Origin of the sequence: Neobacillus oceani (assembly GCF_046237595.1) — a bacterium.
In the GTDB taxonomy this organism is placed as follows: domain Bacteria; phylum Bacillota; class Bacilli; order Bacillales; family Cytobacillaceae; genus Bacillus_D; species Bacillus_D oceani.
The window spans coordinates 3,998,358-4,014,014 of record NZ_CP143543.1 but is presented as its reverse complement, the minus strand read 5'-3'; the positions used below and the strand labels follow the sequence as shown (position 1 = coordinate 4,014,014).

Below are 15,657 nucleotides of genomic sequence, written 5' to 3'. Positions count from 1 at the left end.
CAAAGCAACGGACATTTTGAGTTCAAACTCTTAAAGTGTATAGTGCAAGGGATAAGCCAACCCCTTATTGATTTTCGAACGTATCAATTGTCCCGTTCCTCTAACTTCTCTAATAATGCTATATAATCATCCATCGTATCGATATCGCAAAACAGTTGGGGATTCCTGAAATCGATTGCCCGCCCGAAAGCCTTTAACTCACCACGGAGCAGTTCCCGGAGCCCGCGGTCACCTTCAAGTTTTTCAAATAAGGAAAAACACTCACTTGAAAACAAGATTGGCGGCATCGGATTGCCTCTGGGTCCCAAAGCACCAATAAATCGGGTGGGAATCTTAATAAAAGAATTTATTAATGTATCAATTATTTTAAACGTAACAAAAGGCTGGTCTGCAAGGAGAACCAGCACTGCATCCGCTCCATACTCTGCCGCTTTCTTAACGCCGCTACTTAAGGAGAATCCCTGCCCTTTATCGGCATCGGGGCATTCTAAATGGGTCCACATCTGTGGTCCCCAAGTTTTAAAAAACGGATCAGGCAGCCAATCGAGCCGGTCTCCCTGTCTTGTTACAACAAACATATGGTCCAGTCTTGAGAGAAGGGCCTGTTTGAGCGCGATGCTGCCCAGCGGCTTTCCGCCAAACGGCAGCATCCGCTTATCCGTTCCCATTCGCCTGCTGCTACCTGCCGCAAGATAAATACCGGCAATTTTCATCATGCCGGCTCTCTATCCATGCGGATTTTCCGGATCATTTCGGCAATGATGCTGACGGCTATTTCTTGCGGGCCACACGCGCCAATCGCCAAGCCAACCGGAGAATGGAGGTAGACAGGAAATGGCGCTCCCCGAAGCAGCCGTTCGGTCCGCTCCCTGGGCCCAAGAACGCCCAAGTAAAATAGCGGCCCGGATTCTAGCAATCTGTCCAAAATCAGTTGGTCCTTCTCAAACTGATGTGTCATAACAATCGCCAAATCCGCTATGGAAAAGGTGAGGCCCTTTAATATTTTTTCAAGAGAATCCATTAAAAGGGTATTTGCCTCCGGGAACCTCTCAGTCCCCACAAAAGCCGGCCGCCAATCGATAACAGTGACATCAAAGCCAGTTTTTGAAGCGAGGGAAACAACAGGGATGGCATCATCACCCGCACCAAATACAAAAAGGCTGGGCTTTGGCTTCAGATGATGGACAAACACGAATCCGCCAGTTTTGGAGTCGGGATGGAGCCCCGTAGGCAGATCAGAATAAATGGTCGCTTCGATTGCGAGCACGGATTCACCAGCGAGATAAAATTGTTCATTAGCAAGTTCCATTTCCGGAGTGAACCTGGCCACCCGTGTGACTGCTTTTTTGGCATCAAGGGATTTTTTTGTGAAAATCAGTCCTGAAAGCAGCTTATCGCTGACGGGCTCCATGAGGATTGTCAATCTTCCATTACAGCCCGCTCCCCGCCCCCATGCTAAATCGTCTTCCTTTGCCATATCAAAATGGACAACGGATGGCTTCCCCGAGGTGAAAACTTTCTGCGCCCGCTCTGTTACATCCTCTTCCAGGCAGCCGGCCGAGAGAAGTCCAAGCCTGGATTTGTCTTGGAAAATCAGCATTGACGCCCCTTCCTTTCTGTAGGCGGAGCCCTCCACATGAATAATGGTCGCCAATACGATCGGCATTTGGGATGAAAGGGAAATTGCATCGAGCAATTGATTCATCATATCCACTGTTTCTCCCGCTTTCCTGCAATTTTCATCTCTATATGGATATTCCCCCGCGCAAAAAAATATCCCAGGCCGGCTAGGCGAGGGATATTTACTGCAACTGATCAATTATGTCGGTTCATAAAATTGCGATTCCGGTTCATAAACCCAGAAAAGCGGGTCATAAAATTCGGATTCGGGTCTATAAGCCACAAACCGGTTAGGTTCATAAATCTATTATTCCGGTTCATAATCCGGAAAAACCGTTCGTAAAAGTCCTAAAACGGTTCATAAACCAACTAAAGCCGAACTAATAAACCATCCCTTCATCATGATAATATTTGAACTCCAGCAGGTTGTTCGCAGGGTCGATTAAAAAGAATGTAACATGCTCTTCTTTTTTGCCTGGGAACCGGACCATCAGTTCCTGGAAAAACGGCAATTCGTTCGTTGTCGCATGCTCGAGCGCCTGATCGAATTCCTCTCTGTTGAGGAATGTAACCCCGAAGTGCCGCGGGTACATTTTCGGGGCCGGGTCGATTTTATCCGGATTCAAATGGCAGACGACCTGGTCGCCGAAAAAGTCGAAGGTAACCCTGTCGTGGTACCGGCGCGCAAGCCGGCAGCCGAGCTTTTCGTAAAAATCCACTGTCTCGTCAAGGTCCTTGCAAGGAATCGCAAGGTGGAACACTTTGTTTGTATCCCTCATTTTACAGCCTCCTCAAAAAGGAAAAATGTATCGGAACGCAAGCCGAGCCGGAGCGTTTCAAGGGCGATCGCATCGCTGAACGGGATGTTCGCCAGATTCACATTCGGGCCCGCAAGCCTCATAAACTCGGTTTGCATTTTTTTCGTTGGCGCTTCAAAAAGAATTCGCTCAAGAGGGATGCTGGACACAAGGATGTCGTTGACAATGTCGAAACGCATTTCCCCATTTGCCTGGCAGATGCCGCTCGTTCCACTTTCCCTCGCTTCGGTAATAACTTTAGCCGCGCCCGCCTCAAGGTCTTCCTCGATACATTCAAGCCATTCGGAAGGGGAAGAGGTTACGCTGCTGTCCTTGTTCCCAACTTCGCTGAAGACAGTGAACTCTTTCGAAAAATTGGTGATATGCCGTGCTTTTTCCTTGTTCGGCATCGGCAAAGTCCCGTTGGAGATTTCAACATGCATGCAGCAGAACTGTTTGCAATAATCATAGTAGTCATCGAGTTTATTCTGGCTGAGGAATTTTTCAAAAAGCGTCCCGCCGAAGAAATAGCCGACCCCATGTTCTTGTAAAATTGAAATCTTGTTTTGGAGGCTTGGCGAAACAATGGAAGTACCCCAACCGAATTTTACAAAATCGACATAGCGGGAGGCGCATTTAATCGTATCGGCGAAAAAACCTTCAGGGACGCCGTTGTCAATCAGCACGGTTACCCCCTTAAACCTCGGCTTCGCTTCTCTTTCGGGCAGGTCCAATCCTGTATAATTCATCGTTATTCACCCTCACAATCGTCGGGAGTTCCCCGGTGCAATCCACATGCATAACAAACCTACCAGGCATTTCCCTCGTGCAAAAAGCAATATCCTCAGCCTGAAATTCAGGCCGGGACGAGTCGAAAAACTTCCTTGCCGGTCCGGAGCATCTGATTCTTTCGGCGACAGCTTCTACTGAAATACATTCATCCCCTTGGAGTACCCCTTTTATAAATTCAGCGCACGCCAGGTCATCGTCCCCATCGGGATGAGAAGCGATAATATTGACGATCGACCCCGGGGGCCACCTTTTGAGGACATATTCCGCGGTCGTCCGCGCGTTCGAAAAGCCGGTGACAAACACCGCATCTGCATCGAGGGCATTCAGCGCCGCCCGGACGCCGTTCGTCGTCTTTTGCACAAGCGTCCGTCCCCGTACATCCGCTCCGGCCATTCTTGCTGGGGAATTATCAAAATCAAACCCTGGGATTGGCAATCCCTGTACCTCGCCGGCCAGCAAATAGCCCGGATTCTTTTCTTTTAAAAGAAAGGCGTCGCCTTCGGTTCCCGCAAGGATAATCTCCCTGGCCCCACGAAGGAATGCAAAATGCGCGACAGTGAATGCCCGCACGACATCGATAACAATATTCACATCCGATCGGGGCAGCCGGGGGCAATGGCCCTGGTAAATGGTTGCTTTCATGTTTTGCGCTCCTGTTATTTAAAATACTTAGACACTCTGCAAAAAGTATATGCCCAAGAACCGAAAGCGTACCTTATCCCGCTTTCTTTGCCGCCTAGGAAAATAAATAGGCGCATGCCCTTCCTGAAATAGGCTTTTACCCTCCGAACTTTTAGATGGAAAAATGAATATTTTGTACATAGGTTTTAACCTATTTTGTCAGACGGAAGGGTTGGACCAGGCCCAAATTTTAAAAATGCGAGGGGAAGGAAATGGGGAATGTGCTGACCTACGACACTTGGGAGGAAGATAAGGCCGGCCTCGTGCTGGAGAAATTAACCGATACAATGGATGTGCTGAAATGGGCATACCGGGAATATGGGGACGAAATCGTCTACGCCTGCAGCTTTGGCGCAGAGGGAATCGTCATGCTAGACCTGATTTCAAAAGTTAACAAGCAAGCGGCGGTCCTTTTCCTGGATACCGGCCTTCATTTCGCTGAGACGTATGAACTGATTGATAAAATAAAGGAAAAATACCCGGGATTCAAGCTGAACATTGTCAAACCGGATATATCTCTCTCCGAGCAGGAAGCGCTTTACGGGCAGGAATTGTGGAAATGCGACCCGAATCTTTGCTGCAAAATCAGGAAGGTCGAGCCGCTTGTAAGGGAGCTAGCTACGGTGAAGGCCTGGATTTCGGGGCTTCGGAGGGAACAGTCCGAGACAAGGAAGCGCGTCCAATATATCAATAAGGATGAAAGGTTTAAAAACATAAAAATTTGCCCGCTCATCCATTGGAAATGGGAGGATATCTGGAATTATATCCGCCTCAACAGCCTTCCCTATAACCCGCTCCATGACAGGCAATATCCGAGTATTGGCTGCCAGCCGTGCACCCATCCAGTAAAAGAGGGGGACGACTTGCGCGCGGGAAGATGGGCAAATACAGGCAAGACGGAATGTGGCCTCCATCTTGCGGGAGGGGAAGTGGGTGAGAAGGGCCGTTCTTAGCAGGACGGCCGGTTTTTCCTGCCGATGAACAGATTACTTGAAAGCGTAAGGAGGAGGAACATTACATGATTGATCCTCACGGGGGAGTCCTGGTCCATAAAATAAATGAGGATTGCTGGGTGGATGAGACGAATCTGTCTGTAGAACTGGATGCAATGGCCTTAAGCGACCTTGAAATGATTGCGATTGGGGCGTATAGCCCGCTTGGCGGGTTTATGGAGAAAAACGATTACCTTACCGTTGTGGAAAAGATGCGGCTTATGAATGGGCTTGTCTGGAGCATCCCCATCTCACTTCCCGTCCCGAAAAGGGTAGCGGCGCGGATTGAGCCTGGCGACACCATCAACCTGGAACGGGAAGGGACCATCTATGGCATTATGGAAGTCACCGATAAATATATCCCTGATAAAATAAAGGAAGCAAGGCTTGTTTACAGGACCGAGGAACAGGATCACCCTGGTGTCAAAAAACTGTTCGAGCGGGGGGAAGTCTATCTGGGCGGTCCGGTGACCATGGTAAAGAGGCCCTGGAACCGGTATGAGGAAGAGAACCGCACCCCGAAGGAGACAAGGGAGCTGTTCAGGAAACGGGGCTGGAAGACAGTTGTTGCCTTCCAAACGAGGAATCCAGTCCACCGGGCACATGAATACATCCAAAAGTGCGCTCTTGAACAAGTCGACGCCCTTTTCTTGCATCCGCTAGTCGGCGAGACAAAAGCGGACGATGTCCCAGGTGATATCCGGATGAAAAGCTATAAAGCGCTTTTGGAAAAATATTACCCGCAAGACCGGGTCCTGTTATCCGTTTTTCCTGCGGCAATGCGTTATGCCGGCCCGCGGGAGGCGATTTTTCACGCGCTGATCAGAAAAAACTACGGCTGCACGCATATTATTGTCGGGCGGGACCATGCCGGCGTCGGAAATTATTATGGAACGTACGATGCCCAGAAAATCTTCGCAAATTTTACGAAGGATGAAATTGGCATCCAGACTTTATTTTTCGAAAACAGCTTTTACTGCGAAGTATGCGGCAATATGGCGTCGGTAAAGACATGCCCTCATGATAAAAAACACCACGTCGCGCTTTCCGGGACAAAAGTCAGGGCGATGCTTCAAAAAGGGGAGGCGCCGCCGCCGGAATTCAGCCGCCCGGAAGTAGCTGCCATATTGATAGAGGGCATGATGATGCAGCAGCTTTCCCTTCAGGAGATGGTGGGCAAAAATGAGTGAGCATATCGTCTGGCATCCAACAGCAATGACAAAAACGGACCGCCAGAATTTGAATGGGCATAAAAGCTTTGTCCTTTGGTTCACGGGATTGTCCGGTTCGGGAAAATCAACCCTTGCCAACGAGGTCGACCGCCAGCTTTTCAGCATGGGGGTCAGAAGCTATGTCCTCGATGGCGACAATATCCGCCACGGTTTGAACAAAGGGCTTGGCTTCAGCAAGGAGGACCGCATCGAGAATATCAGGCGGATTGGTGAAGTTTCGAGGCTTTTCGTCGACAGTGGCCTAGTTGTGCTGACTGCCTTCATTTCGCCGTTCCGAGAAGATCGCAACAGGGTAAGGCAGTTGTTCGAGCCGGGGGAATTCATCGAGGTTTTTGCGAATTGCCCGCTTGAGGTGTGTGAAAAGAGGGATGTAAAAGGGCTTTACAAAAAAGCGCGGCGGGGTGAAATCAGGGATTTTACCGGAATCGATTCCCCGTACGAGGCGCCGCTTGATCCAGAACTCATAATCGATACCTCGGCGGCGTCGGTGGAAGACTGCGCGAAACGGGTCATCCGATATTTACAGAATAATGGATTGATAGGGCTGGATCGCCAAATTCCATAAAGAGTGAATAACTCAAAAAGCATAACCGCCGCAGAATCCGGAGGTTATGCTTTTTGATATATGAACCTGTCAAGCTATAGAATGGATGGCGCATGCGCTTTTCCTAGTTCCACCCTTTTTCGGCCAAGTATTGTTCTTTTTTCAAAATATCATCCCGCGAATGGCCGATCAAGATGCCGTTAATGAATGGCTGCGAGCCCTGGTCGCCTTCATCGTCAGGGTGATAGATTGCCAGCGGAATAAGCGCTCCGGATTCAATCATATTTTTACAAACCGAAAGGAACTCATCCCATTCGGAATCGATTTTCCACGTTTTATACATCATATCTTCCATGTTATGTCTTTCAAAAATGCTGTCTTTCAGCAGGAGCGCTGGGGTGGAGCCATTCAGCCGGAAATTTAGGTCGATGCATAACACCCGCCCGTCCTCCGACAAGAGGATATCGAACCCGGCGACCCCTTTGTAGCCAAGTCTGCATGCCTTTTCCATAATCGATTTCCCAAGGGCGATTGCTACATCGGGCGGCCCTTCGGCGTTGGAAATCCAGTTTCCTTTATATTCGCCGGAATCGGTCGTGATTTGTTCTCCAGCACCAAGGTAAATGATTCTTCCGTCATGTGTTTTGGCAAATTGGATGCAGTAATTTTTCCTAATATCGACAATCTCTTCAATTACTATGCTTTCGCTGTCTTCCAGGCTTTTTAGCCCCTCGGCAAAATCCTCATCCGTATGGCAAAAGAAAACATCGTGTCCGCCCCCGTTCGGGAGGTCAGTCCCGGCTTTCATTACAAATGGCAAACCCCACTCATCTTTTACCGAACGTGCTTCGGAAGGGGTAACCACAATCCGTATCGGGCGATGTGCAAGAGGGACGAGTTCCCCGAGGTTCGCCTTGTTATTCAAATAGGAAAATACGTCTTTATCAATCCAGTAATTTTCCTCCGGCACCTCGGATTCCGGGACCGGATGGTTCATTACTTTTTTCAGCGGTCCGCTGTTAAGCTCGTCCACCAGACTGTAAAAGCTTTCCTCTGAGTCATAAACGAGGAGGTTCGAGGCTGGGGTGATTCCCGCTTTTTCAAAAAGGCCAAGCGTTTCATCCGTCACCGTCCTCCCATTGCACACGAGTGGCATATCACCCGCAATTGGTAGAAGCGCGCCTGTCCGGAAATCATCCATATTCTCATTTGACGGAACCCAGCCCAAACCCTGGAATGAAACGCGCGGATTAAAAACAAGCTCCGGCCCGAATATATCTCGTAAAGTCATTGATGGCTCTATTTTCATTGGTCAACTGTCCCTCCCTTGAGCAATATCATAATCGCCAACTAACATACCATTACCCGGAAATCATTATTTTTAAAATACGCTTTCGCGTTATCCTGATATTCCCAATGAGGCTTTTTCTAATCCATGGAAAAAGGAGGATGAGTTTATCCACCCATCCTCCAAACCAAACGGCTATTTATATAAAAAAATTGACACTAGGTCATTCCTGTCGACTGTGGCGAGGAGAATATCGGCGATGTCTGCCTGATAGTTGCGTTTCAGGGTGGATCGGACCCATTCCTCATCCTTGCTGATTCTCTTCAGCTCTTCGAGATTAATTTTCCCTTCTTTAATGATGACCTTGGGCAAAAAGAACGGCTCTGTGTCCATTTTTAATGTTGCCGGCGTTACCGGCTCGTGCTGCGGGTCGAGGAAAAAGGAAATCCTTCCGTCAACTTCCCAGACTGCCAGAGCCACTTTCTTTATATCGCCGACCCTATTTTCCCGTAACTCCTCCAAAACAACATCGAGTGAAATTCTGGCCCGTTTCAGCCCGCCATAAAGGATGCTTCCGTTTTCGATAATGGTGATTGGGGTATGATTGATCAACCTCCTGAACCAGGGCCATTTTAAAATTAAAAAAATTCCGAAACTATACAAAACGACAAGGACGATGGTAGTGATGATAGACCCTTTCATACCTAGATGCTGGTCTGACAAAGGGTGGGCAATTATATTCCCGATTACCAATGCAATGACGAAATCCAGCAGCCTTAATTGAGATATCGCCCTCTGGCCAAGGACTTTTGCAACAATTACCAAAAAAATGAAAGCAACTATTGCCCGGAGGATCCAATCAAATGAAGACAAAATTTCTTGGCCTTGATAAAAATCCATCGTTGGCACTTCCTTTAGCGAATCCGGATTATTTTTTGTTTAGGAGGGGCATAGGGGAAGGTTTCCAGCCAGTAACAGGTTCCACTATGTAGGTTCATTTCAGTCTCCCGCTTTTCGATAGGATATTTTTACTATTTCCAAACTCAAGATGGCCATGCAAAAATTAGGTGAACTCCATCAGCGGCGATTTTAGCGTACGGTCCAACTGTCCGTTATGAATGGGGTAAAAGGAGTTGCCCATTGTTTGGAGAATTAAATAATAAGTAGAATACATCCTCACTGGGAGCAAGGAGTAATTAGATTATGCTGGACTTTTTAAAGTTTATTCTTTGTTTATCAATAGCCGTTTATTTGCCGTTCTATTTCAGGCTTATCAATGATCGGAACCGGTTCTTTATTACGCTTAAAATGCTGCATCCGTGGTTTGCGGTTGCTGCGGTCGGCTCTTTTTTCTGGCCGCTCCTTTCATTTGTCTGGCTCTTTTATTGTGTCCTAATTGGGGTATATGGTTCGTTCCGGTTTCTTGGACGGGGTGGATTTTACATCGAAGAGTCATTGATTGATTTTTCGATGATGTATTTGCCAATTGGCGGTGTTTGGTTCGCTGCCTATCAAAATGGAATGAGCCTGTTCGGCTTTTCGGGAATGCTTGCCCTTTTGACAGCGATTCATTTTCATTATTCCAGCCTGTACGGCCTGTTATTTCCCGGGCTGCTCGGGCGGTGGATGAAGGAGAATGGACCTGTTCCAAGGCTTTACCGTACTGCCTCACTGATTTTCATCGTTTCTCCTTTGCTTGTCGCGGTTGGAATTACTTACTCCCATGTCGTCGAAATAGCGGCTGTCCTGCTTTTTTTGGCTGCCTTCTATACATATTGCTGGTTCTCTTTTAAAACCAGGAACACGTTTCTGTGGGCTTCATCTGCCGTCATTGTATTTACGATGCTGCTTTCGGTCCTTTACGCCCTAAGGCTGGTCGACATTCCATTTATGGTTTTTTTCCATGGGTTCGTTAACGCGGTATTGTTTTCCGGGCTAGGACTTGCTGGCTTTTGGCAGTTGAAGCCGGAGAGCCATTTTCCTTTGATGGCCATCCCGTTTTCGACAATTGCTGGCCAAAGCAGGATTGGGACAAACTTTTTCAGCCGAAACGGTTTCGTCGCCAAGACAGACAGGCATCCGGCAGGCATGATCGATTCAACGGCCGATTTTAAAAGAGAAACATTCAATCCTGGTAAAATCAATCCCCGCATCGCTGATTTTTACATAAATACCGTCTTGTATGACATGGACGTCCAGCCTCGCTGGAGATGGTTCATTTACCCTGCCGCCCTCTTGTATAAAAAGCTTTCGATTCAAATGGAGCAAATGAACTTCCCGACCTTGAAGCATGAAGCCTTTACGGAAATAGAAAGCGGGATGTGGAAGCTGGCTGATGAAAAGGATAGCCGTAATAATGTCAGGGCCTGGATCAGAAGCGACCGGAAAAGCGGGAAGGCAATCTATGTGGCCGCTTATTCAACCCACAAAAATGGGGTTGGGGAGAGGTTTTACAATGTGTTCTTTCCGCTTCCATTCGGCGGGATGACAAGCATTCTTAGAATCTCCCATTACGGGAAGGACGGCGTATCACTTACATCCCTATCTGATATGAGGAGGAATGACCATAACGGCGTTTACTTGACTCTTTTTAAAAAGAGCTTCCGAATACCAATCAATGAAACAATCAACGTCTGGGAGGAGGAAGGCCGCATAAAGGCGTACCATGTGTCTTATTTATTCGGGGTCAGGGTTCTTGAACTTGAATACGCCATCAAGGGGAAAACCGAAAATTCGTTGATTAGCATGTAAGAAGCAAATCCTGGATTTTCGTGTCAGAAGCAGCCACACATCCACCAGGAAAGAGAAAAAGGACCTGAAAAATAGGTCCTTTTACCATTTAAGGATTACATTGTCATTAACCGAGAACCAAACCTTTCAATCTGTCTCTCCACGTTAGGCTTCCCAAGCAGTTTTGATACGCGCATGTGCCCTACCTGGCAGTGTAATTGACGAATGAATGGGTAGCCAGGAACGATCCGGCCTGGACTGTTCCTGACATGGACTGCGGCTTTCGGTAAAAATGCTACGTTCGCTACATCATACAGGCCACCGATTTCCATTGTTTCACACCAGTACCGGCTCTTTGGAAGTATCGGCTTTCGCTTTTAAAAGCTCTTTGCCTGCAATTCCTGGGTGCGTCATTTCAAAAGGGTTTAGAATTGTGTTCAACTCGGATTCTGTCAGCGCCTTCCTTTCGAGAACGATCTCCCTGACCGGCCTGTTCGTTAAAATTGCTTCGCTAGCGATCGAAGCGGCCGCCTCATAGCCGATATGAGGGTTGATGGCAGTGATGACGCCTACACTATTATTCACATAGTCTTCCATTCTTTCCTCGTTGGCGGTGATGCCTTTCAAGCAATATTCACGGAAGACGCCCAAAACATTTTTCATAATTTTAATAGATTGAAGGAGGTTGAAGATAATCACAGGTTCCATGACATTTAGTTCGAATTGGCCCGCTTCAGATGCCATGCTGATGGTCAAATCGTTTCCGGCTACCTGGAATGCGCTTTGGTTCAAGACCTCGGCCATGACAGGATTTACTTTTCCCGGCATGATTGATGATCCTGGCTGGCGCGCAGGGAGGTTGATTTCCCCAAGCCCGCACCGAGGGCCTGAAGCCATCATCCTTAAATCATTGGCAACCTTTGACATATTGAGCATGCAAATCTTCAAAGCTCCTGAGACCTCGATATAGCAATCGGTATTTTGGGTTCCATCAACGAGGTTTTCAGCCCCCTTAAGAGGGAAACCAGTGAACTCCGCCAAATAGCTGACAGCCTTTTCAATATAACTCGGGTCCGCATTCAATCCTGTTCCGACAGCAGTCGCGCCCATGTTTACTTCGTAAAGGTGTTCCCTCGTTGCATTAATCCGCTTAATATCCCGTTTCAGCACCCGCGCATACGCTTCGAATTCCTGGCCAAGGCGGATTGGAACGGCATCTTGAAGATGGGTGCGGCCCATTTTAATAACCCCGTCAAATTCCTTTGCCTTATTCATGAATTCATCGTATAGGTCGTCCATTTCTTTTAAAAGGCCTTCCAGTCCACTTAGTGTCGATAGGTGGATCGCGGTCGGAAATGCGTCATTAGTCGATTGGGCCATATTAACATGGGTATTCGGGCTAATGATCTTATAATTGCCTTTCTCTTCGCCAAGCAGTTCAAGGGCGCGGTTGGCAATTACTTCATTGGCATTCATATTGATGGAAGTACCTGCCCCTCCCTGGATTGGATCCACGATGAATTCCTCATGAAGGCTGCCGGCAAGAATTTCATCCGCCGCGTCTGCTATCGCTAGTGCAATCTGTCTATCAAGCTGGCCGATATCGGCATTTGCCAGTGCAGCTGCTTTTTTGACAACGGCGATTGCATTGATCAGCTTTTCATCAATCCGGTAACCTGTAATTGGGAAGTTTTCAATTGCCCGGAGCGTTTGAACACCGTAGTATGCATCCTTTGGAACAGCCTTCTCACCAAGAAAATCCTTCTCAATACGAAAATCAATTAGGTCTGCCATTTTTATTCATCTCCTATTTTTCAATACATGCACAGCCGCCCAAATAGGACGGCTGTTTTGTTCTCTTGAGGAATTAATAAAATTGAACAAAGTTGAGAAATCAAAAATAAGTTATTGTAATCCAGCTCCAGCGCCTAGCCCCTCGAGGTCATAAGCCGGTTCCCTCCGGAGGGCAGGCCCGTCCTGCGGGCCCCGTCTTATGCTGGTCGGGGCTGACCAAGGCGCTTACGCATTTTGTTGCTATAGCAAAATTGTACTTAGCAATATTCCAATCCCAACTGCTAAAATGGTTGCCACCAAGCCTGGAACCATAAAACTGTGGTTCAGGACGTATTTGCCAATCCGGGTTGTACCCGTCCTGTCAAAGTTGATTGCAGCAACGACTGTAGGATAGTTCGGGATGAAGAAGTATCCGTTGACAGCAGGGAACATCGCGATCAGCAAGGCTGGATTTATGCCTAAAGTTATCCCAAGCGGCATAAGGGTCCGAACCGTGGCCGCCTGGCTGTAAAGCAGGATGGACAATGCGAAAAGTGCGATTGCGAACAGCCATGGAGCGGCTGTCACCAAATCAGAAATTGAACTAGAGATCATTGCCATATTACCTTGGAAGAAAGTATCCCCCATCCAGGCGATTCCGAAAATCGCCACTACGGCTGCGGCTCCCGCTTTAAACACACTTCCGGAAACGATATCATCAACTTTCGGTTTGCATAAAATTAGAATCAGAGCGGCCGCGGTCATCATGACAATTTCAATGGAGGCCGGCATTCCCATTCGTGTGAACACGCCTTCAATGTCCCAGCCTGGCCGAAGCTCCTCGAATGATCCGAGAAGAACAACCGAAATGGCTGCCATTAGGAACAGGGCGACGGAAAGTTTTGCTCCTTTTGTCGGGACAAATGCTTTCTTGTCCTTTTTAATTGGAGCAAGACCGGCTTCGAGGCGCCTTAAATATTCCGGGTCATTTGGAAGCTCTTTGCCCGTTTTGCTTGCGATGAACGCAGCAATCATACAGGCAATGAAAGTGGACGGAATACAGATCATTAAGATATCAAGCAATTGAATTTTAAAATCAGCCAAAAGCGCAAGCAGGGCCACAGTGGCTGCGGAAATAGGGCTTGCTGTAATAGCCTGCTGGGAGGCAATGACGGCGATGGACATCGGCCGTTCGGGACGGATGCCAGATTCACGCGAAACCTCGGCTATGACAGGAAGTACGGAATATGCCACGTGCCCTGTTCCGGCACAAAGGGTAAAAATGTATGTTACGATTGGAGCGATAAAGGTAATTTGTTTCGGATTTTTCCGTAATGCCTTTTCAGCCAAATAAACAAGGTATTCCATTCCTCCCGCAGCCTGAAGTGCTCCGGCGGCGGTGATAACTGCAAGGATCATCAGCATGACATCTATCGGCGCGGATGTAGGCTGGAGGCCGAAACCAAATACAAGGATTGCCAGGCCGACTCCGCCCATAACCCCGAGTCCAACCCCGCCTAGCCTTGCACCGATAAAAATACAGGCTAGGACAACTAAAAATTCAATCCAGAACATGAAAAATTCCCTCCTTACAACAAAATAGTTATAAACATTGTCTAATCGATAGCTCTGAAAGTTTGGTTTGTGGCCTAAACCACTGGTATCTTAAAGTGGCCCTCCTTTATGTGTGGTTTTTCACATTTAAATTAAGATGTATAATGAAAGCGATATCTTGTGGGAAAGAAGAAGTATAAATAAGTATAAAATGCCTAATACCCACAGGTTGAACATAAACCAAAGACTACAGAAAACTACAGAAAACGACAGATGTAAGGAATAAGTTAATACAATTGCCATACTTTTCTTGTAATAGAATGGTTAAATGAAATTCAGATAGGATTACATAGATGAAAAGGGCTGGAATGATGGGGAAAACAAAGGACAAATTGTTGATTTACATACTGATGGCCGCCGTCGTCCCAATCGCCGGTGAACTAAAATTTTTCCCTTTCCTCGGGGATTTGCGAGTAAGCCTCGGAACACCTTCATTTTTCTTCATTCTTTTGTGGTTCCGGCAATCACGGCCCATACCAGCCGGATTGGTAACCGGGATATCCGTTGTTGCCTTCAGAATAGGACTGGAAACGTTGGAACCCGGCAATTTCCTGCTCGAAGGGGCACTAAAACTGCATTTCCCGGTTTTCTTCTACTATTTGGCATTCGCTATTCTTTTTCATATTTTCCAAGTTAAAAAAAATCATGATAATCCCATATACATTGGACTTTTTGGAGTTGGGGCAGAAATAATCTCCACCTTGGCTGAGCTGTTTTTCAGATCTTTTTTCAGCCACACCCCTCTTACAGTCAAATCATTTATGATCATTGTTGTCATAGCTTTCATAAGGAGCTTTTTTGTACTTGGGTTTTACAATATTTTCATTATCAGGGAGGCAAGGCTATCCGAAGAACAACAGCGGAAACGAAGTGAGGAAATTCTCATGATGGTGTCCACCCTGTTTGTTGAAAGGATTCAGCTGAATAAATCGATGAAAAATGCCGAACAGTTAACAACCGAGTGCTACGCATTGTATCGGTCCCTGAAAGAAGCAAGCCAGGAATCCGCTGCCGGAAGGGCTCTTGGCATAGCAGGCAGGATGCATGAAATCAAAAAGGACAGCCAGCGCATTTATGCAGGATTAACCAGGTTAATGGATCATGAAAACCTTAAGGATTTCGTGGACATTGGGGAAATCCTGAATGTATCGATTACCGCCAATAGACGGTATGGGGAATCGTTGGGGAAAACAATCCAATATAAGGTGAAAACGGAAGGCAGCCATCCTGAATACCATGCTGTAATCATTCTTTCCTTATTGAACAACCTCGTTTCCAATGCCGTTGAAGCCATTCAGTCAACAGGGAAGATTCTTATCGGCGTTAAAAAAGCCGATGGGCAGCTGTTTATCGAGGTCCGCGATACAGGTCCCGGTATACCCGAAAAATCCAGGAAATTAATTTTTGAGCCCGGCTTTACGACAAAGTTCAACGAATCGGGATTGGCCTCCAATGGAATCGGCTTGGCTTTTGTTAAGGATACGGTTGAAAACATGGGCGGTAAAATCAGCGTGGATGGAATCGACAACGACGAATATGAAACAAGTTTCCAAATCAGCCTGCCAGTAAAGGTACTGACACAAAGGGGATGAGC

15 protein-coding genes are annotated in these 15,657 nt (G+C 47.3%); 5 read left to right on the top strand and 10 right to left on the bottom strand.

Annotated elements, in window-relative coordinates:
* Nucleotides 1–83 precede the first annotated feature (83 nt).
* The 5 genes from V1499_RS20365 to V1499_RS20345 form a co-directional block, all read right to left on the bottom strand.
* On the bottom strand, nt 84–716 hold the full coding sequence (locus tag V1499_RS20365) for an NTP transferase domain-containing protein (protein WP_409272105.1): 633 nt from the start codon (nt 714–716) through the stop codon (nt 84–86).
* A complete protein-coding gene (locus tag V1499_RS20360; RefSeq protein ID WP_409272103.1) occupies nt 713–1,714 on the bottom strand; it encodes an XdhC family protein in 1,002 nt (333 codons plus the stop codon). Before V1499_RS20360 ends, V1499_RS20365 begins: the two co-directional genes overlap by 4 nt.
* 286 nt (nt 1,715–2,000) lie before the next feature.
* On the bottom strand, nt 2,001–2,399 hold the full coding sequence (locus tag V1499_RS20355; RefSeq protein ID WP_409272101.1) for a VOC family protein: 399 nt from the start codon (nt 2,397–2,399) through the stop codon (nt 2,001–2,003).
* Nucleotides 2,396–3,166: a phosphosulfolactate synthase gene (locus tag V1499_RS20350; RefSeq protein ID WP_409272099.1), complete on the bottom strand. Its 771-nt coding sequence runs from the start codon at nt 3,164–3,166 to the stop codon at nt 2,396–2,398. The genes V1499_RS20355 and V1499_RS20350 overlap by 4 nt, the downstream gene beginning before the upstream one ends.
* Nucleotides 3,114–3,851, bottom strand: coding sequence for a 2-phosphosulfolactate phosphatase (locus V1499_RS20345; protein ID WP_409272098.1), 738 nt, complete (start codon nt 3,849–3,851; stop codon nt 3,114–3,116). Before V1499_RS20345 ends, V1499_RS20350 begins: the two co-directional genes overlap by 53 nt.
* 251 nt (nt 3,852–4,102) lie before the next feature.
* Here V1499_RS20345 and V1499_RS20340 point away from each other — a divergent pair, with 251 nt between their 5' ends.
* From V1499_RS20340 to cysC, 3 genes are all read left to right on the top strand, one after another.
* Nucleotides 4,103–4,843: a phosphoadenylyl-sulfate reductase gene (locus tag V1499_RS20340; protein ID WP_409272096.1), complete on the top strand. Its 741-nt coding sequence runs from the start codon at nt 4,103–4,105 to the stop codon at nt 4,841–4,843.
* Between the two features lie 65 nt (nt 4,844–4,908).
* Complete coding sequence (gene sat / locus V1499_RS20335; RefSeq protein ID WP_409272094.1) at nt 4,909–6,072, top strand: sulfate adenylyltransferase; 1,164 nt, start codon at nt 4,909–4,911, stop codon at nt 6,070–6,072.
* Nucleotides 6,065–6,679: an adenylyl-sulfate kinase gene (gene cysC / locus V1499_RS20330; protein ID WP_409272092.1), complete on the top strand. Its 615-nt coding sequence runs from the start codon at nt 6,065–6,067 to the stop codon at nt 6,677–6,679. The genes sat and cysC overlap by 8 nt, the downstream gene beginning before the upstream one ends.
* A 103-nt stretch (nt 6,680–6,782) precedes the next feature.
* Here the strand turns inward: cysC and V1499_RS20325 are convergent, their stop codons facing one another.
* Together V1499_RS20325 and V1499_RS20320 are read right to left on the bottom strand one after the other, a co-directional pair.
* Entirely contained in the window at nt 6,783–7,967 is a 1,185-nt protein-coding gene (locus V1499_RS20325; RefSeq protein ID WP_409272090.1) for a hypothetical protein, read from the bottom strand.
* Nucleotides 7,968–8,141: 174 nt separating this feature from the next.
* Nucleotides 8,142–8,846, bottom strand: a complete 705-nt coding sequence (locus tag V1499_RS20320; protein ID WP_409272088.1) for a DUF421 domain-containing protein — start codon at nt 8,844–8,846, stop codon at nt 8,142–8,144.
* Between the two features lie 303 nt (nt 8,847–9,149).
* On the opposite strand from V1499_RS20320, the gene V1499_RS20315 reads away from it, so the two are divergent.
* Entirely contained in the window at nt 9,150–10,697 is a 1,548-nt protein-coding gene (locus tag V1499_RS20315) for a YndJ family protein (protein ID WP_409272086.1), read from the top strand.
* Nucleotides 10,698–10,792: 95 nt separating this feature from the next.
* Here V1499_RS20315 and V1499_RS20310 read toward each other — a convergent pair whose 3' ends face one another.
* The 3 genes from V1499_RS20310 to V1499_RS20300 all read right to left on the bottom strand — a co-directional run bounded on the left by V1499_RS20310 (nt 10,793) and on the right by V1499_RS20300 (nt 14,024).
* Complete coding sequence (locus V1499_RS20310) at nt 10,793–11,008, bottom strand: hypothetical protein (RefSeq protein WP_409272085.1); 216 nt, start codon at nt 11,006–11,008, stop codon at nt 10,793–10,795.
* A gap of 4 nt (nt 11,009–11,012) precedes the next feature.
* Nucleotides 11,013–12,470 carry an aspartate ammonia-lyase gene (aspA, locus tag V1499_RS20305; RefSeq protein ID WP_409272083.1) on the bottom strand — a complete coding sequence of 486 codons (1,458 nt, stop codon included), beginning with the start codon at nt 12,468–12,470 and terminating at the stop codon, nt 11,013–11,015.
* A gap of 240 nt (nt 12,471–12,710) precedes the next feature.
* Nucleotides 12,711–14,024, bottom strand: a complete 1,314-nt coding sequence (locus V1499_RS20300; protein ID WP_409272081.1) for an anaerobic C4-dicarboxylate transporter family protein — start codon at nt 14,022–14,024, stop codon at nt 12,711–12,713.
* A gap of 332 nt (nt 14,025–14,356) precedes the next feature.
* Here V1499_RS20300 and V1499_RS20295 point away from each other — a divergent pair, with 332 nt between their 5' ends.
* Entirely contained in the window at nt 14,357–15,655 is a 1,299-nt protein-coding gene (locus tag V1499_RS20295; RefSeq protein WP_409272079.1) for an ATP-binding protein, read from the top strand.
* The last annotated feature ends 2 nt before the right edge of the window (nt 15,656–15,657 follow it).